The following is an 18,151-nucleotide window of genomic DNA, read 5'->3' as shown; positions in this document are numbered from 1 at the left end:
CCCCCCGCCCCACCCCTTCCCGAAAGCCCTGCCGGGCGGGCCTGCTCAATCGCCGCAGGGGCTTGATAGATCAAGCCCCTGCGGCAAATCAAGCCCCGCCGGCGATTGAGGCGCGGGGTCCGGGGCGGAGCCCCGAGGGCGCGACGCCGGTGGGGCGCAACCAGAGAATTGGCTAAGCGCTTGCTCGCCAGGGTCTTGTGTCGACCGGCCCAGGTTCATAGCATCACTGGTGTTACATCAATGGTGTCACAAGCTGAGGACGGCCCGGAATGGCAGTGGCAGGCACGGAAAGCGCCCCCCGCACCGGCGGCCCGCTCGCCGGGATGCGCGTGGTAGAGCTGGCCGGGATCGGCCCGGGCCCCTTCGCCGCGATGCTCCTCGCCGACCTCGGGGCCGACGTCGTACGCGTCGACCGCCCCGGCGGCCAGGCGCTCGGCGTCCCCCCGGAGTACGACGTCACGAACCGCAACAAGCGCTCCGTGGTCGTCGACCTGAAGGCGGCGGACGGCGCCGAGCGGGTGCTGCAACTCGCCGCGCGCGCCGACGTGTTGATCGAGGGATACCGGCCGGGCGTCGCCGAGCGGCTCGGCATCGGCCCCGACGCGTGCCACCACCGGAACCCGAAGCTGGTCTACGGCCGGATGACCGGCTGGGGCCAGGATGGCCCGCTCGCCCAGCGCGCGGGCCACGACATCGGCTACATCGCGCTGACCGGTGCCCTCGGCATGACCGGCGACCCCGACCGGCCGCCCGTGGCCCCCGCGAACCTGCTCGGCGACTACGCGGGCGGCTCCCTGTACCTCGTCGTCGGCATCCTCGCCGCCCTGCACCACGCCCGAGACACCGGCACGGGACAGGTCGTCGACGCCGCGATCGTCGACGGCACCGCACACCTGAGCACGATGATCCACGGGATGCTCGCGGCCGGCGGCTGGCAGGACCGGCGCGGGGCCAACCTCCTCGACGGCGGCGCCCCGTTCTACGGCACGTACGAGACGGCCGACGGCAAGCACATGGCGGTCGGCGCCCTCGAGCAGCGGTTCTACGCCGAGTTCGCCGAACTCCTCGGACTCGGCGAGGTGGCCGACGCCCGCGGCGACCTGGGCCGCTGGGACGAGCTGCGCGCCGCCGTCACCGCCCGCTTCAAGGAACGTACGCGGGATGAGTGGGCCGCCGTCTTCGAGGGCTCGGACGCCTGCGTCGCGCCCGTGCTCACCCTCGGCGAGGCCCCGCACCACCCGCAGCTCGCCGCCCGCGGCACCTTCGTCGACCACGGCGGCCTCACCCAGCCGGCGCCCGCACCCCGCTTCTCCGCCACCCCCACCAGCGTCCACTCGGGCCCCGCCCAGCCAGGCGCCGACACCTCCGACGTCGCCCGCGACTGGGACGTACCGGCACTGAACGAGCCCACGAACGGGCCCACTACGAAAGGCAGTTGATCGCGAGCATGGAACGACGCCTGTTCACCGCCGAGCACGAGGCGTTCCGCGAGACCGTGCGCACCTTCCTCGCCAAGGAGGTGACGCCGCACTACGAGCAGTGGGAGAAGGACGGCGTCGTCTCCCGTGAGGCCTGGCTCGCCGCCGGGCGCCAGGGCCTGCTCGGGCTCGCCGTGCCCGAGGAGTTCGGGGGCGGCGGCAACGCCGACTTCCGCTACCCCGCCGTGCTCGCCGAGGAGTTCACGCGCGCGGGCGCCTCCGGTCTCGCCGTCGGCCTGCACAACGACATCATCGGCCCGTACCTGACCTCGCTCGGCACCGAGGAGCAGAAACGGCGCTGGCTGCCCGGCTTCTGCGAGGGCTCGATCATCAGCGCCATCGCCATGACCGAACCCGGCGCCGGATCCGACCTCCAGGGCATCCGCACCACCGCCGAGGACAAGGGCGACCACTGGCTGCTCAACGGCTCGAAGACCTTCATCTCCAACGGGATCCTCGCCGACCTCGTCGTCGTCGTCGCCAAGACGACCCCCGAAGGTGGCGCGCACGGGCTCTCGCTGCTCGTCGTCGAGCGCGGCATGGAGGGCTTCGAGCGCGGCCGCAATCTCGACAAGATCGGCCAGAAGGCCCAGGACACCGCCGAACTGTTCTTCAACGACGTCCGCGTCCCGAAGGAGAACCTGCTCGGCGAGCTCAACGGCGCCTTCGTCCACCTGATGACGAACCTTGCGCAGGAGCGCATGGGCATCGCCGTCGCCGCGATCGCCGCCTCCGAGCACCTATTGGAGATCACCACCCAGTACGTGAAGGAGCGCGAGGCATTCGGTCGACCGCTCGCCGCGAAGCAGCACATCCGCTTCGAGATCGCCGAGATGGCCACCGAGTGCGCCGTCACCCGCACGTTCCTCGACCGCTGCATCGAGGACCACTCCGACGGCACCCTCGACGCGGTGCACGCCTCCATGGCCAAGTGGTGGGCGACCGAACTTCAGAAAAGGGTCGCCGACCGCTGCCTCCAACTACACGGCGGGTACGGGTACATGACCGAGTACCGCGTCGCGAAGGCGTTCACCGACGGGCGCATCCAGACCATCTACGGCGGCACGACCGAGATCATGAAGGAGATCATCGGGCGTTCGCTGCTGTCCTGACCGACCTCTCCGCGTACCCCAGTACGGCCCACTTCGAAAGGCACCTCCCGTGACCACAGACGCGTACGTATACGACGCGATCCGCACCCCGCGCGGCCGCGGCAAGGCCAACGGCTCCCTGCACGGCACCAAGCCGATCGACCTGGTCGTCGGCCTGATCCACGAGATCCAGGCCCGCTTCCCCGACCTCGACCCGGCCGCGATCGACGACATCGTGCTCGGCGTCGTAGGACCGATCGGCGACCAGGGCTCCGACATCGCGCGCATCGCCGCCATCGCGGCCGGACTGCCCGACACGGTGGCCGGCGTACAGGAGAACCGCTTCTGTGCCTCGGGCCTCGAAGCCGTCAACCTGGCGGCGATGAAGGTCCGTTCGGGCTGGGAGGACCTCGTCCTCGCCGGCGGCGTCGAGTCGATGTCGCGCGTGCCGATGGGCACGGACGGCGGCGCCTGGGCGATGGACCCGATGACCTCGTACGAGACCGGGTTCGTGCCGCAGGGCATCGGCGCCGACCTCATCGCCACGATCGAGGGCTTCTCGCGGCGTGACGTCGACGAGTACGCCGCCATGTCGCAGGAGCGGGCGGCCGCCGCCGTGAAGGACGGCCGCTTCACGCGCTCGATCGTGCCGGTCAAGGACCGCAGCGGCCTGACCGTGCTCGACCACGACGAGCACCTGCGCCCCGGCACGACGGCCGACTCGCTCGGCAAGCTGAAGGCGTCGTTCAAGGACATCGGCGACCTCGGCGGCTTCGACGCGGTCGCGCTCCAGAAGTACCACTGGGTCGAGAAGATCGACCACGTGCACCACGCGGGCAACTCCTCCGGCATCGTCGACGGCGCCTCGCTGGTCGCCATCGGCTCCCGCGAGGTCGGCGAGCGCTACGAGCTGACGCCGCGCGCCCGCATCGTCTCCGTCGCGGTCTCCGGCTCGGAGCCGACCATCATGCTCACCGGGCCCGCGCCCGCCTCCCGCAAGGCGCTCGCCAAGGCGGGTCTGACCATCGACGACATCGACCTCGTCGAGATCAACGAGGCGTTCGCGGCGGTCGTGCTGCGCTTCGTCAAGGACATGGGCCTGTCCCTGGACAAGGTCAACGTCAACGGCGGCGCGATCGCGCTGGGCCACCCGCTGGGCGCCACCGGCGCGATGATCCTCGGCACCCTCGTCGACGAGCTGGAGCGCCAGGACAAGCGGTACGGCCTGGCCACGCTGTGCGTGGGCGGCGGCATGGGCATCGCCACCGTCGTCGAGCGCGTCTGACCCTCGTCCCGAACCCCCTTACGGAGCTACGCAGATGACCGAGAGCACCACCATCCGCTGGGAGCAGGACGACACCGGCATCGTCACGCTCGTCCTCGACGACCCCAACCAGTCCGCGAACACCATGAACCAGGCGTTCAAGGACTCCATCGCCGCGATCGCCGACCGCGCCGAGGCCGAACTGGCCGCGACCCCGGACTCGATCCGCGGGTTCATCTACACCTCCGCCAAGAAGACCTTCTTCGCGGGCGGCGACCTCAAGGACATGATGAAGGCGGGCCCCGAGGACGCCCAGTCCGTCTTCGAGACCGGCATCGGCATCAAGAACTCGCTGCGCCGCATCGAGACGCTCGGCAAGCCGGTCGTCGCGGCCATCAACGGCGCGGCCCTGGGCGGCGGTTACGAGATCGCGCTCGCCAGCCACCACCGCGTCGCCCTCGACGCCCCCGGCTCCAAGATCGGCCTCCCCGAGGTCACGCTCGGCCTGCTTCCCGCGGGGGGCGGCGTCACCCGCACCGTCCGCCTCATGGGCATCGCCGACGCGCTCCTCAAGGTGCTGCTCCAGGGCACCCAGTACGCCCCGAAGCGCGCGCTGGAGAACGGCCTCATCCACGAAGTGGCCGCAACCCGCGAGGAGATGACCGAGAAGGCGCGGGCCTTCATCGACGCCAACCCCGAGTCGCAGCAGCCCTGGGACAAGCCCGGCTACCGCATCCCCGGTGGCACCCCGGCCAGCCCCAAGCTCGCCGCGAACCTGCCCGCCTTCCCGGCGAACCTGAAGAAGCAGCTGAACGGCGCCCCGTACCCGGCGCCGCGCAACATCCTCGCGGCGGCCGTCGAGGGCTCGCAGGTCGACTTCGAGAACGCCCTCGCGATCGAGGCCCGCTACTTCACCGAGCTGGTCACCGGGCAGACCGCTAAGAACATGATCCAGGCGTTCTTCTTCGACCTCCAGGCCGTGAACTCGGGCGCCAACCGCCCCAAGGGCGTAGAGCCCCGCAAGGTCAACAAGGTCGCCGTCCTCGGCGCCGGCATGATGGGCGCGGGCATCGCCTACTCGTGCGCCCGCGCGGGCATCGAGGTGGTCCTGAAGGACGTATCCGCGGAGGCCGCCGCCAAGGGCAAGGCGTACTCCGAGAAGCTGTGCGCCAAGGCCGTCAAGCGCGGTCGCACCACCCAGGAGAAGGCGGACGCACTGCTCGCCCGCATCACCCCCGCCTCCGACCCGCAGGCCGTGGCGGGCTGCGACGCCGTCATCGAGGCCGTCTTCGAGGACCCGTCGCTCAAGCACAAGGTGTTCCAGGAGATCCAGGACATCGTCGAGCCGGACGCGCTGCTCTGCTCCAACACGTCCACCCTGCCGATCACCGCGCTCGCCGAGGGCGTCGAGCGGCAGGACGACTTCGTCGGCCTGCACTTCTTCTCGCCCGTCGACAAGATGCCGCTCGTCGAGATCATCAAGGGCGGGCGTACCGGCGACGAGGCCCTCGCCCGCGCCTTCGACCTCGTCCGGCAGATCAGCAAGACGCCCATCGTGGTCAACGACTCGCGCGGCTTCTTCACCTCGCGCGTCATCGGGCACTTCATCAACGAGGGCGTCGCGATGGTCGGCGAGGGCGTCGAGCCCGCGTCCGTGGAGCAGGCGGCGGGCCAGGCCGGCTACCCCGCCAAGGTGCTCTCCCTGATGGACGAGCTGACCCTCACGCTGCCCCGCAAGATCCGCGAGGAGACGAAGGCCGCGATCGTCGAGGCCGGCGGCACCTGGGAGACGCACCCCGCCGAGGCCGTCATCGACCGCATGGTCGACGAGTTCGGGCGGCCGGGCCGCAGCGGGGGAGCGGGCTTCTACGAGTACGGCGAGGACGGCAAGCGGGCCGGCCTGTGGCCGGGGCTGCGCGAGCACTTCACCAAGCCCGGAACGGAGATCCCGTTCAAAGACATGCAGGAGCGGATGCTCTTCTCGGAGGCGCTCGACACGGTGCGCCTCATCGAGGAGGGCGTACTGACATCCGTCGCGGACGCCAACATCGGCTCCATCTTCGGCATCGGCTTCCCCGGCTGGACCGGCGGCGTGCTCCAGTACATCAATGGCTACGAGGGCGGCCTGTCCGGATTCGTAGCCCGCGCACGGGAGTTGGCAGGCCGCTACGGCGACCGCTTCCTGCCGCCCGTGCTGCTGGTGGAGAAGGCCGAGAAGGGCGAGACGTTCAAGGACTGACGAGGACTGGCGCCCTTGGGGGCCGGTGTCTTCGGCAGGTGTCTACGGGAGGCGGTCCGTGGCGCGGAACGCCTCCCGCAGCTCCTCCTTCAGGGAACGCTGGAACGCCGTCAACAGCGCCTGAACGACCAGCGGTTGCATATGGGCCGACAGCGACTTCACGTCCTGCTCGGCCCTTTGCGCCACCTCGTCACTGAAGAGGCGGGCCAGCTCCTGCGCCGCGCCCCGCGAGTGCTCCACCAGTACCTCGCGCGAGGCCAGGATCGCGTCCAACGACAGGGGTACGTCGAGGAGTTGGACGCCGAGCCGCAACTGCCCCGTATCGCAGCGGAACGTGTCGTCGCCCTCTTCGGTCAGCACGTCCATCGCCGCGAGCTGCGCCAGATGCTCCCCGGTCAGCTCCCGGCCCGCGCGCAGATCGAGCTCGCTCCGGGTCAAGGTCTCGACCGCGTCAGGGGCCCAACTCGCCACCACCGCACGGTGGATGGCCAGGTCGCGCGCGCTCAGATCGGGGGGCAGCTGCTCCAGATAGCGCTCGATCGCGGCCAGCGTCATGCCCTGGTGCTGCAACTCCTCGATCAGCGCGAGCCGCGCGACGTGGTCGGGGCCGTAGTGCCCCACCCGGCGCGGTCCGATCACGGGCGGCGGCAGCAGGCCCCGCGTGCTGTAGAAGCGGATGGTGCGGACCGTGACGCCCGCGCGCGCCGCCAGTTCGTCGACGGTCAGCGTGTCGTCGTGCTCGATGTCCGTCGTCATGTCCGCCTCTCGGATTCGGGTTCAACAGTATCGCTGAGACACCACTGGTGTGAAAGCAGTCGGCGGCAGCCAGTGGGCACCTCCAACGCCCCATACGCCTCATCCGGTTCCACGTCCAGGGGGGTGTCGCCATGTGAGAAGCGACGCTATGTGATCTACGCCACCGCGTCGGGAGCGATCTTTGGGGGAAGGTGCCCCTCGGTCCGCACGCCGTCAGGGGTGATGCGGACCGAAGCACGTTCCGGACCCCGGCGACCCCCACGTCGCCGGGCACCACAGAGTGGACACCCCCTCGTGAGCAAGGACGCCCTCAACACGGCCACGGACGCATCCCGCACAGATGCCTCCCAGGCGCCCGCCGACGCGGGCGACGCCGGCTACAGCAAGGCCCTCAAGAGCCGCCACATCAACATGATCGCCATCGGCGGCGCGATCGGCACCGGACTCTTCCTCGGCGCCGGCGGGCGGCTGCACGACGCGGGCCCCGCCCTCGTCTTCGCCTACCTGATCTGCGGGATCTTCGCGTACTTGGTGGTGCGCGCCCTCGGTGAAATGGTCGTCTACCGGCCCTCGTCCGGTTCCTTCGTCTCGTACGCGCGTGAGTTCCTCGGCGAGAAGGGCGCCTACGTCGCCGGCTGGATGTACTTCCTGAACTGGTCGATGACGGGCATCGCCGACATCACGGCGGTCGCCCTCTACACCCAGTACTGGAGCGCTTTCACGAGCATCCCGCAGTGGGTGCTCGCGCTGATCGCACTCGCGGTGGTCCTCGCCGTGAACCTCGTCTCGGTGAAGTACTTCGGCGAGATGGAGTTCTGGTTCTCGATCGTCAAGGTGGCCACCCTGGTGGCCTTCCTCTTCGTGGGCATCTTCTTGGTGGCCACGCAGCACCCGGTCGACGGCCACACACCAGGCCTGCACATGATCACGGACAACGGCGGCTGGATGCCCAGCGGCACCATGGCCGTGATCCTCGTGATGCAAGGTGTCGTCTTCGCGTACGCGGCCCTCGAACTGGTCGGCGTCACGGCGGGCGAGACCGCAGAGCCGCAGAAGGTCGTCCCGCGCGCGGTGAACTCGATCATGTGGCGCGTCGGCCTGTTCTACTGCGGTTCGGTGCTGCTGCTCGCGCTGCTGCTGCCGTCCACCTCGTACACCGCGGGCGAGAGCCCGTTCGTGACGCTGTTCTCGAAGCTGGGCGTCGGTGGCGTGGGCGACATCATGAACCTGGTGGTCCTCACCGCCGCGATGTCCTCGCTGAACTCGGGCCTCTACTCCACGGGCCGCATCCTGCGCTCCATGGCCATGTCGGGCTCCGCGCCGAAGTTCACCGCCAAGATGAACAAGAGCCAGGTGCCGTTCGGCGGCATCCTGCTCACCGCGGGCGTCGCCGTGCTCGGTGTCGGCCTGAACTACCTGGTTCCGGCCGAAGCGTTCGAGATCGTCATCGAAATCTCCTCGATCGGCATCATCGGCACCTGGGTCATGATCATGGTCGCCCACCTGGCCTTCGTCCGCCGAGCGAAGCAGGGGCTGGTGGAACGCCCGAAGTTCCGCCTCCCGTTCTCCCCGGTCACGGAGATCGTCACGATCGTCTTCCTCCTGGCGGTCCTCGTCCTCATGTGGAACGACGAGACCAGCCGCAAGACGCTCATGCTGATCCCGGTCGTCGGAGTACTGCTCTTCTTCGGCTGGTTCCGGGTGCGGCGCAACGTCGACCGCATCGCGTCGGACGAGCTGACGAAGGTGGCCGACGGCAACTGACCGTTCCCACCTCCCTCCACGGGGCCCCGACGCACACGATGCGTTGGGGCCCCGTGCCGTGCGGGTAGGACACAGGCATGCCGCTGGTTCCGTGGGACGTACAAGTCAAGATCGGGCAGCTGGCCGCACTCGCCGCGGCCCTGGCGGCGGCACTCCTCACCTCCGCCCGCCGACGCCACCCCACCCCGGCCCCACCGCCACCACCGCCCCCGCCCCCACTCCAGGCCCACATCGTCCCGTGCCGCCCCGCCCCGACCACCGACACGGACCTCTGCACCTGCGTCTCGGAACTGGCCTCGGACCTGGCGAAGCGGTACGGGGACGAGTCCTAGGGCCTCGATGGCGGCGTCGGCCCTCACCGGAGCCGTCGCCGTCCGGCCTTCGCCCGCCCGGTCATCGCCCACGCCGCCAGTGCTGTGGCGACGAGCAGAGCCCCGGCCGTCCACAGAGCGTGCCGTGCCGCGACGCCCGCGGTCTCGCCGGCCGAGGCTCCGGTCAGATAGACACCGCCCACGAGGGCCACGCCAACGCTGCCGCCGAGTTGCTGAACGGCGTTGAGAAGACCTGCCGCCGACCCCGCCTCCTGCGGCGAGACCCCGCGCAGCGCGGCAGTGAAGAACGGCGGACTGAACAGGCCCACCCCACAACCCGCGAGGGCCAGAGCGAACGGCAGACCGAGCGGGTATCGGTCGGCGGGTGCCGTCTCGTAGGCGAGGACGGCGCCCCCGATACCGACCGCGAGGACGGCAATGCCGGAGTGCAGGACCCGGCTTCCGTACCGGGGGACGAGCCAGGAGCCCGCTGCCCACGAGGCGACGGCCAGCCCGACGGACCACGGCACGAGCGTGAGCCCGGCGGCCAATGGCCCCTGGCCCAGGCCAAGTTCCACGTGCAGCACCACCGTGATCATGACGCCGTTCATCACGGCGAAGAACAGCACGGACGTGGCGAGCGCGGCCGGGAAGGAACGCCCGCGCAACAGCGAGGGCTCGACCAGAGGCGTGCGGCCGGCCACCGCCGCACGCCGCTGGTGCACGGCGAACCCGCCGAGCACCACAGCAGCGGTCTGCCCCGACGCGGATGCCCTGCACCACTACCTGACCCGACGCATCGCCCTGGAGGCCGTCACCAGCATCGAAACGGCGCCCGTCCTGCACACCTACAAGGCGGCCGCGACCATGCGCCGCTGACGTCACTTGCCGCGATCCCGACCCTCTGATGCACCCTTGCTGTATGAAGCAGCACGACCCGGACCCGCCACCGCCCCCGCCCGGCGGAATCCTCTGGGACACCGCGGGCGACATCCGCGCCCTGCTGGCCCTCCCCGCCGCGTTCGTGCTGCAGGTCGCGCACCCCGCCGTCGGAGCGGGCGTCGACGAGCACTCGGTGTTCCGCACCGACCCCTGGGGCCGCGGAGAGCGCTCGCTGACCTCGGTCATGCTCTGGGTCTACGGGGGCGAGGCCGCGGCCGAGGAGGGCCGCCGCCTGCGCCGACTCCACCGCACCATCCAGGGCACCGACCCGCACGGCCGCCGCTACCACGCCCTCACCCCGGCCCACTACGCCTGGGTGCACGCCACCGGCTTCCCCGTCTCCCGCTACGCGCGCCGCTACTTCGCCACGCCGTTCACACCGGAGGAGGAGCGACAGTTCTACGCGGAGTGGCTGATGGTCGGCCGCATCCTCGGCATCCACGACCGGGACATGCCGCAGACGGTCGAGGAGTTCTGGCCGTACTACCGGAAGATGCTGGCGCAGGAGGTCGAGCGCAACGCGGTGGTGACCGAGCTGACGGCACGCTCTCGCGACCTGCCGCCGCCACCGGGCCACCACCCGGTCATCGGACTCCTCTGGCCCCTCATCCGCCCGGCTCTCACCCGCTCGATGAGCTTCCTCTCCATCGGCCTCCTCCCACCGGAGGTCCGAGCGGCCATCGGCCTTCCGTGGACCCCCAGGCAGGAACGCCTCCTGCGCCGTTTCGCGGTGCTGGTGCGATGGGCGGCGCCCAGACTGCCGGAGCGCCTCCGCTACTTGCCGATGGCGCGACGGGCAAGATCAAGCCCCACTGGAGATTGAGGCGCGGGGTCCGGGGCAGCGCCCCGCGACCGCAGCCACGCCGCGCCGGGATCAGGCCCCGGCCTGAAGCCGCAACCCCGCCAAGGTCAGGTCCAGCGCCGCGAGGAACTGGTCCCGGTCGTCGTGCCCGGCGAACTCGTCGGCGATCCCCCGCACGAACGGAAACTCCTCCGCATCAAGCTGCCGCCACGTCTCGGCGAACTGGTCGAGGTACTCGTCCCTGTCCACCTCCCCGTCCAGCAGGCTCTGCGGAATCTCCATCCCCAGATCGGCCGCCGTGCCGACCACCACACCCGTGATCGCCGAAACGGCGTGGAACCGCTGCCGCGTCGTGAGACCGAGCCGCAACGTCTGCCGGCCGAGCCGGTCGTACAGCCGCAGTGAGTTGCCCTGCACGTCGGTGTTGCGCATGAAGTATGCGGACAGCCACGGCCGGTCCACGATCGCGTCGAACAGGGCGACGGCCATCGCGCGCAGGTCGGCGATGGGGTCGTCGCTCTCGGGCAGCTCCTCCACGGCGGCCAGCACCCCGCCGATCGCGTGGTCGGTGGCGCGGTCGAGGAGCTCGTCCTTGTTCTGGACGTACCAGTAGATCGTGCCGACGCCCGTACCGAGCCGGGCGGCGAGGGCGCGGAACGTCAGCGCGGAACCACCGGCCTCGTCGAGCACGGCCACGGCCGCGTTGAGCACGGCCTCCATCGAGTGTGAGGCGCGCCGGCGCCCCCGGGGGGTCGCTGCGGCTGCGGAGCGGGTCGTCGGGGGTGTCATGCCATCCATCCAAGCACAACTTGCCTCCTGGTCGAACATGGTTCTATGGTGGAACCACGTTCGAACATCGAACTTTGTTCTATGATCGAGTGCTGTTCGATGCTCGACGGCGCTCTCCGTTCAGAAAGGAGGCCGGTCATGACTGCCACCACTGAAACCGGGCCCATCACCACCCGTTCCTACGGATCACTGCGTGCGGCCTGGATCCCGCTGGCCGCGCTCTGCCTGGCCTTCTTCGTCGAGATGGTCGACAACACACTGCTCTCGATCGCGCTGCCCACCATCGGCCGCGACCTCGGCAGCGGCACGACCGCCCTGCAATGGGTCACCGGCGCCTATTCGCTGACGTTCGGCGGTCTGCTGCTCACGGCCGGATCGATGGCCGACCGCCTCGGACGCCGCCGTGTCCTGCTGGTCGGTCTCGCCGCGTTCGGTGCGTTGAGTCTGGCCGTCGTCGCCGTCGGCTCCACCGGGCAGCTCATCGCGTTGCGGGCCGGGCTCGGCATCGCGGCCGCAGCCATGGCCCCCATCACGAACTCGCTCGTCTTCCGCCTGTTCGACGACCAGGCGCTGCGCATGCGCGCGATGACCTTGATGATCGTCGTCGGCATGTCCGGGTTCATTCTCGGCCCGCTGCTCGGCGGCACCGCGCTCGCCCACGTGAGCTGGCAGTGGCTCCTACTGATCAACGCGCCGATCGCGCTGATCGCGGCCATCGGGGTGCGGCTCGGTGTCGCGCCCGACCGGCGGGAGGACCTCACCGACGACAAGCTCGACCTGCCGGGCGCCGTCCTGAGCGTGCTCGCCATCGGCCTGGCCTGCTACTCGCTGACCAGCGGCGTCGAGCACGGCTGGGGCTCCGCGGCGACGCTCGGCTCGGTCCTGGGTGCCGTGGTCGCGGGCCTCGCGTTCGTGCGGCACGAGCGCCGCGGCAAGGCCCCCATGCTGGACCTCAAGATCTTCTCGAACGGCACCGTGCGCGGCGCCGCCCTCGCCCAGATCGGCACGTCCGTCGCCATGGCCGGCGTGATGTTCGGGCTGATCCTGCACTTCCAGTACGCCTACGGCTGGAGCCCCGTGCGGGCGGGCCTCGCGAACCTGCCGCTCATCCTGACCATGATCGCCGCGACCCCGCTCTCGGAGTGGCTCGCCAAGAGGTTCGGCCACCGCGTCGCCTGCCTCGTCGGCGCGGCCTGCCTAGCCGTGGCGCTGGCCGGACTCTCCTGGGGTGTCGAGCACGGGTACGCCGTCATCGCCGCCTGCATGGTCGTGATGACCATCGGTCTGCGCACGGTCATGACCATCTGCGCCATCGCCCTCGTCGAGGCGATGCCGGCCAACCGCACGTCGATCGGCACCGCGCTCAACGACACCGCCCAGGAGGTCGGGACCAGCGTCGGCACCGCCGTCGTCGGCACCCTGATCGCCACCCTGGTCACCACCCAACTGCCCGCGGGCGTCTGGAGCAGCGACCTCGTGCAGTCCTTCTTCCACGGCGAGCGCATCACCTACGCGGTGCTCGCCGTGCTGGTCGGCCTGATCGCGGCGGGCGGCGCGCTCACCCTCACCGACTCGCACTCCACGGAAGAGCCGGCCTGAGGCGTCGGGTGCGGGCGAGCGCTGAGCCAGGACCTCTCAGTGCTCGCCGTGCACCTCGTTCGTGGCGGCGATCCGCTTCCACGACTTGGGCTGAACCGGCCGCGATCCGGCGGACACCGCGGACGCGGCCGGCTTCGACGGCTCGTACAGCCACGTGTCGAACAGCCCGCCAAGACGCTCACCGGACACCTTCTCCGCGTACGCCTGGAAGTCGGAGACACTCGCGTTGCCGTACGCGTGCTCCTGCGGCCACCCCTTCAAAATCGCGAAGAAGTCCTTCTCGCCGACCGCGTTCCGCAACGCCTGAACCGCCATCGCCCCCCGGTCGTACACCGCCTCGTCGAACTGGTTCTCCGCTCCCGGGTCGCCGGGCTTCACCGTCCAGAACGCGTCGTCCGCCGGATGCTGCGCGTACGTGTAGTCGGCGAGTTCCTGGGCCGTGCCCTCGCCCTCCTTCTCCGACCACAGCCACTGCGCGTACCGGGCGAACCCCTCGTTGATCCAGATGTCCTTCCAACCCCGCACGGACGCGCTGTCGCCGTACCACTGATGCGCCAACTCATGAACGACAACAGACACGTTGGACCCGTTCGCGAACTGCTTCGGTGAGTAGAACGGCCGCGTCTGCGTCTCGAGCGCGAAGCTCGACGGCACGTTCGGCACGTATCCGCCGACCGCCTCGAACGGATACTTCCCGTATACCGACTCCAGCCACTCGGCGACCTCGGTCGTCCGCTCCACGCTCGCCTTCGCCGCGCCCTCGTTCGCGCCGAGGTCCTTGCTGTACGCGTTGATGACGGGCAGCCCGTCCTCAGTCGTGTCAGTGGTGATGTCGAACTTGCCGACCGCCAAGGTGGCCAGATACGTCGCCTGCGGATGCGCCGAACGCCAGTTGAACCGCGTCCACCCCAGCTTCGAACTCTGCGACTGCAACGTCCCGTTGGAGATCGCCTGCGTACCGTCCGGCACTGCCACCGACACGTCGTAGGTGGCCTTGTCGAGCGGGTGGTCGTTGGAGGGGAACCACCAGGCCGCGGCCTCCGGCTCGTTGGCCGCGACGCCGCCGTCCGGGGTGCGCTGCCAGGACGTGAAGCCCCAGAGCTTCACATCGGACGGCTTACCGGCGTAGCGCACCACGACCGTGAACGGCGTCCCCTTCGGGACCCCCGCCGCCGGCGTCACCTCCAGCTCCTGCACGCCGGACGTGGCGAACTTCGCCTTCTTGCCGTTCACCCGGACCTCGCTCGCCGTGGGCCCGAAGTCGAGGTTGAAGCGGGACAGGTCCTGCGTGGAGGAGGCGAGGATGGTCGCCGTGCCCTCCAACTGGTCCGTCTTCGGCTGGTACTTGAGGCGCAGGTCGTAGTGGGAGACGTCGTAACCGCCGTTCCCGTACGTCGGGTAGTAGGGGTCACCGATGCCCGACGCCCCCGGTCGGAAGTCCGCGGCCGATGCCGGGATCGCCAGCAGCAGAGAGGCCGCGAGTGCGCCGGGGGCGATGAGTCTGCGGTACACGGAAGCTCCAAGTCGTAGATGCCGGGATCGAGTTGGCCACCGCGACCCCGGACGGATCGCGTCCGTGGTCGACACAACGACCCTATCCAGCACCCCGTACCCCGGTCATGTCCATGGCCGCAACAGCCACACGATCGTCATCTGGCCGACATGTGCCTTTCGGCCCCATGGGCCTGTCCTCCCTACCTGCGGCCCTCTGTCGCAAGCCAGTTGACCGGTGTAGCTTCCGCGCCATGCCGATACCTGTCAGACGCAGCCACCGCGGGCCCCACCGCTGGAGAACGCTCGTGGTCGCGGTCGTCACCGCACTGCTGTCCGCCCTCGTCGCCACCGGCACCACCGCGTCGGCCGCCCCGGCCAAGCCGACCGAGTCCAAGCCCGTCTACTCCTACGCCGACGCCGTCCGCGAGTCCGTCTGGGTCGACACCCGGCTCGACGGGGACGGCAACGGGAAGACGGACCGGGTCGCCGTCGACATCGTCCGCCCGCACGAACCCGCCGCCCAGGGCCGCAAGATCCCCGTGATAATGGACGCCAGCCCGTACTACTCCTGCTGCGGGCGCGGCAACGAGAACCAGAAGAAGACGTACGACGCGGACGGAAACGTCGTACAGATGCCGCTCTTCTACGACAACTACTTCGTGCCCCGCGGCTACGCGTTCGTCGGCGTCGACCTGCTCGGCACCAACCGCTCCGACGGCTGCGCCGACGTCGGCGGGGCCTACGACATCGGCTCCGCGAAGGCCGTCGTCGACTGGCTGAACGGCCGCGCCAAGGGTTACACCACCCGAACCGGCTCCAAGAAGGCCGCCGCGGACTGGACCAACGGCCGCACCGGCATGATCGGCAAGAGCTACGACGGCACCGTCGCCAACGGCGTCGCCGCGACCGGCGTCGAGGGCCTGGAGACCATCGTGCCGATCGGCGGGATCTCCTCCTGGTACGACTACTACTTCCAACAGGGCGCCCCGCTCTACGACTCGGGCCCCGAGTGGCTGTCCGACTACGTCGAGAGCCCGGCGGCCCGCGAACGCTGCGCCGCCGTACAGAAACGACTTGTCGACGAAGCACCCCGCACCGGCGACATCACGCGACTGTGGCAGGACCGCGACTACGTCAAGGACGCCGACAAGGTGCGCGCCAGCGTCTTCGTCGTGCACGGCATGCAGGACCTGAACGTCCGCACCAAGCACTTCGGCCAGTGGTGGGACGCGCTCGCCAAGAACGGCGTCGACCGCAAGATCTGGCTCGCGCAGACCGGTCACGTCGACCCCTTCGACTCCCGCCGCGACGCCTGGGTCGACACCCTGCACCGCTGGTTCGACCACGAACTCCTCGGCTACGCCAACGGAATCGACCGCGAGCCGATGGCCGACATCGAGCACGCGCCCGACCACTGGAGCACCGACAAGGTGTGGCCGCCGCGCACCACCGACACCGCCGCGCTGCGCCCCGCCAAGGGCGACAAGGCGGGCGTCGGCACGCTGGGCCTGAAGACCGGATCCGGCCGTGAGACCTTCACCGACAACCCGGCGCTCGGCGAACTCGACTGGGCCGACCACCTCCAGCAACCCACCGCGGAGAAGGCCGGGTTCCTCAGCCACCCGCTGGCCAAGGGCCTGCGCCTGTCCGGCTCCTCGAAGGTGACGGTCACCGCGACCCCGACCACGTCCAGCGCCCACCTGAGCGCCGTACTCGTCGACCTCGGCCCCGCCATGATCCGCGACTACGCGGGCGCCGGCGAAGGCATCACCACCGGCACCGACCGCAACTGCTGGGGCCCGAGCACGACCGGCGACAGCTCCTGCTACCTGACCACGGCGACCGCGACCACCGACGTCAACTCGACGGTCTTCAGCCGGGGATGGGCCGACCTCGGCACCTCAACGAACCCCAAGCACGGCACCGCGCTGACACCCGGCAAGCCCTATACCCTCACGATCGACCTCGCCGCGAGCGACCACGTCGTACCGAAGGGGCACCGGCTCGCCCTCGTCGTGGCCGGCACCGACAAGGACCTGATCGACCCTCCGTCCACCAAGCCGACCCTCTCCGTCGACCTCGCCCGCACCGCGGCCCGCGTCCCCGTCGTCGGCGGCGCCGCCGCCTTCGCGGCCGCCACCTCCGGCTCCACCACCGCCACCCCCCAACCGTCCGCGGCCGAAGGCGTCAGCCCGTACCGCCTGGACCGCCCCGTACCGGGAGGCAGCACCCGATGACAGCGCACCCGATGAGAGCACGTCCCCGCACCCTCGCCCTGGCAGCCGCCGTCGCCGCGCTCGCCGCGCCCCTCGTGGTGGCGGCCCCGGCCGGCGCGAGCGCCACCACCATCGGGCCCCGCACCGGCTTCGAGGAGACCGACGGCGCCCGCTGGACCACCCAGCCCGAGGAGAAGAAGCTCCTCGCCACCGTCGACAAGGCCTCCGACCGGGTCTCCGTCTCCCGCATCGGCGAGACGAAACAGGGCCGCCCGCTGAACCTCGTCCGCGTCGGAGCCCACCGCACGGCCAACACCGTGCTGCTGATCTGCTCCCAGCACGGCAACGAGCCATCGGGCCGCGAGGCCTGCCTGACGAAGATCCGCGACCTCGCCTACTCCAAGGACCGGGCGACGCAGCGCTTCCTGTCCCGTACGACGCTCCTCGTCGTGCCCACCGCCAACCCCGACGGCAACGCCGCCGACACCCGCGGCAACTCCGACGGCATCGACATCAACCGCGACCACATGGCCCTCAAGACCGCCGAGGCGCGGGCGATGGCCGCCGTCATCCGCGACCGGCAGCCCGACGTCATCTACGACCTGCACGAGTACGGGGCCACCCCCAAGTACTACGACAAGGACCTGTTCGACCTCTGGCCGCGCAACCTCAACACCGACTCCGCCGTGCACGATCAGGCCGAGTCGCTCTCCCTCGACCACGTGCGTCCCGCCGCGGGTGACGCCGGGTACTCCACGGGCACGTACGGCATCTGGACCGACCCGGAGACCGGCGAGCCGGTCAAGCAGACCGCGGGGGACGGGCAGGAGCGGATCCTGCGCAACGTCTCCGGCGTCAAGAACTCCGTCGGGCTGCTCATCGAGAGCCGCGTCGACCCCGGCACGCCCGCCGAGGAGGACGACCCGGCGCTCGTCAACCAGCGCCGCCGCGACTCCCAACTCGCCGCGCTCGGCGGTCTGTTCACGTACACGTCGGAGAACCGGGGTGCCATCGAGGCCGCCACCACGGCCGCCCGCGCCAAGGGCTTCACGGACCGCGGGCCGATCTACCTCGGTGGCGCCGACAACGACCCCGCCGAAGCCGCGGAGGTCATCAAGGATCCGCCGTGCGGATACCGGCTGAGCGGGACGCAATACGCCGAATTCAAAGACGAATTGGCGCTGCACGGCCTCACCGTCAAAAAGTCGGGCAGCGGGGCCTTCGTCCCCCTTCGGCAGTCCGAACGGGCCCTGGCCGCACTGCTCCTCGACGCGCGCGCGGCCTACCACCTGACGGAAGGGGAGCCCGACACACGCTGCTGATCGGGTTACGGGAGTATCAGGTGTGGTAGGTCGTAGTGGGTGACAAGCCCTCAGAAACCCCACAGCGATACTCCCGTCCCCGAG

At 70.1% G+C, this 18,151-nt stretch carries 15 protein-coding genes; 11 read left to right on the top strand and 4 right to left on the bottom strand.

All coding sequences use genetic code 11. The features are described from left to right. The first annotated feature begins 269 nt into the window (after nt 1-269). The 4 genes from ABT004_RS12620 to ABT004_RS12605 are packed head-to-tail and all read left to right on the top strand — an operon-like array spanning nt 270 to nt 6,072. Complete coding sequence (locus ABT004_RS12620; protein WP_351334860.1) at nt 270-1,439, top strand: CaiB/BaiF CoA transferase family protein; 1,170 nt, start codon at nt 270-272, stop codon at nt 1,437-1,439. 8 nt (nt 1,440-1,447) lie between these two features. Beyond that, on the top strand, nt 1,448-2,590 hold the full coding sequence (locus tag ABT004_RS12615; RefSeq protein WP_351334858.1) for an acyl-CoA dehydrogenase family protein: 1,143 nt from the start codon (nt 1,448-1,450) through the stop codon (nt 2,588-2,590). A gap of 49 nt (nt 2,591-2,639) precedes the next feature. Further along, on the top strand, nt 2,640-3,854 hold the full coding sequence (locus ABT004_RS12610; protein WP_351334855.1) for an acetyl-CoA C-acetyltransferase: 1,215 nt from the start codon (nt 2,640-2,642) through the stop codon (nt 3,852-3,854). Between the two features lie 34 nt (nt 3,855-3,888). Beyond that, nucleotides 3,889-6,072: a 3-hydroxyacyl-CoA dehydrogenase NAD-binding domain-containing protein gene (locus tag ABT004_RS12605; protein ID WP_351334853.1), complete on the top strand. Its 2,184-nt coding sequence runs from the start codon at nt 3,889-3,891 to the stop codon at nt 6,070-6,072. Nucleotides 6,073-6,114: 42 nt separating this feature from the next. On the opposite strand, the gene ABT004_RS12600 is transcribed toward ABT004_RS12605, so the two are convergent. Beyond that, on the bottom strand, nt 6,115-6,828 hold the full coding sequence (locus tag ABT004_RS12600) for a MerR family transcriptional regulator (RefSeq protein ID WP_351334850.1): 714 nt from the start codon (nt 6,826-6,828) through the stop codon (nt 6,115-6,117). 294 nt (nt 6,829-7,122) lie between these two features. Between ABT004_RS12600 and ABT004_RS12595 the strand changes: the two genes are divergently transcribed. After that, entirely contained in the window at nt 7,123-8,592 is a 1,470-nt protein-coding gene (locus ABT004_RS12595; protein ID WP_351334848.1) for an amino acid permease, read from the top strand. Nucleotides 8,593-8,669: 77 nt separating this feature from the next. Further along, entirely contained in the window at nt 8,670-8,924 is a 255-nt protein-coding gene (locus tag ABT004_RS12590) for a hypothetical protein (RefSeq protein WP_351334845.1), read from the top strand. Between the two features lie 23 nt (nt 8,925-8,947). Here the strand turns inward: ABT004_RS12590 and ABT004_RS12585 are convergent, their stop codons facing one another. Then, nucleotides 8,948-9,607: an MFS transporter gene (locus ABT004_RS12585; protein WP_351334842.1), complete on the bottom strand. Its 660-nt coding sequence runs from the start codon at nt 9,605-9,607 to the stop codon at nt 8,948-8,950. Here ABT004_RS12585 and ABT004_RS12580 point away from each other — a divergent pair. Continuing rightward, on the top strand, nt 9,501-9,782 hold the full coding sequence (locus ABT004_RS12580; protein WP_351334880.1) for a hypothetical protein: 282 nt from the start codon (nt 9,501-9,503) through the stop codon (nt 9,780-9,782). The genes ABT004_RS12585 and ABT004_RS12580 overlap by 107 nt on opposite strands. Before the next feature lie 43 nt (nt 9,783-9,825). Further along, entirely contained in the window at nt 9,826-10,668 is an 843-nt protein-coding gene (locus tag ABT004_RS12575; RefSeq protein WP_351334839.1) for an oxygenase MpaB family protein, read from the top strand. Between the two features lie 51 nt (nt 10,669-10,719). Here ABT004_RS12575 and ABT004_RS12570 read toward each other — a convergent pair whose 3' ends face one another. Further along, entirely contained in the window at nt 10,720-11,367 is a 648-nt protein-coding gene (locus ABT004_RS12570; RefSeq protein WP_351334877.1) for a TetR/AcrR family transcriptional regulator, read from the bottom strand. A gap of 207 nt (nt 11,368-11,574) precedes the next feature. Here ABT004_RS12570 and ABT004_RS12565 point away from each other — a divergent pair, with 207 nt between their 5' ends. Next, on the top strand, nt 11,575-13,035 hold the full coding sequence (locus tag ABT004_RS12565) for an MFS transporter (protein WP_351334836.1): 1,461 nt from the start codon (nt 11,575-11,577) through the stop codon (nt 13,033-13,035). Between the two features lie 36 nt (nt 13,036-13,071). Here the strand turns inward: ABT004_RS12565 and ABT004_RS12560 are convergent, their stop codons facing one another. Next, the gene (locus tag ABT004_RS12560; protein ID WP_351334834.1) at nt 13,072-14,547 is read right to left on the bottom strand and encodes a M1 family metallopeptidase; all 1,476 of its coding nucleotides are present in this window, start codon (nt 14,545-14,547) and stop codon (nt 13,072-13,074) included. 233 nt (nt 14,548-14,780) lie between these two features. Between ABT004_RS12560 and ABT004_RS12555 the strand changes: the two genes are divergently transcribed. Together ABT004_RS12555 and ABT004_RS12550 are read left to right on the top strand one after the other, a co-directional pair. Continuing rightward, nucleotides 14,781-16,766: a Xaa-Pro dipeptidyl-peptidase gene (locus tag ABT004_RS12555; RefSeq protein ID WP_351334832.1), complete on the top strand. Its 1,986-nt coding sequence runs from the start codon at nt 14,781-14,783 to the stop codon at nt 16,764-16,766. Between the two features lie 11 nt (nt 16,767-16,777). Beyond that, on the top strand, nt 16,778-18,067 hold the full coding sequence (locus ABT004_RS12550; protein WP_351334829.1) for a M14 family metallopeptidase: 1,290 nt from the start codon (nt 16,778-16,780) through the stop codon (nt 18,065-18,067). The last annotated feature ends 84 nt before the right edge of the window (nt 18,068-18,151 follow it).

Origin of the sequence: Streptomyces sp. NPDC002790 (assembly GCF_040295505.1) — a bacterium.
In the GTDB taxonomy this organism is placed as follows: domain Bacteria; phylum Actinomycetota; class Actinomycetes; order Streptomycetales; family Streptomycetaceae; genus Streptomyces.
Note: the sequence above shows the minus strand (reverse complement) of the source record. Positions and strands in the feature narration are given on the sequence as shown.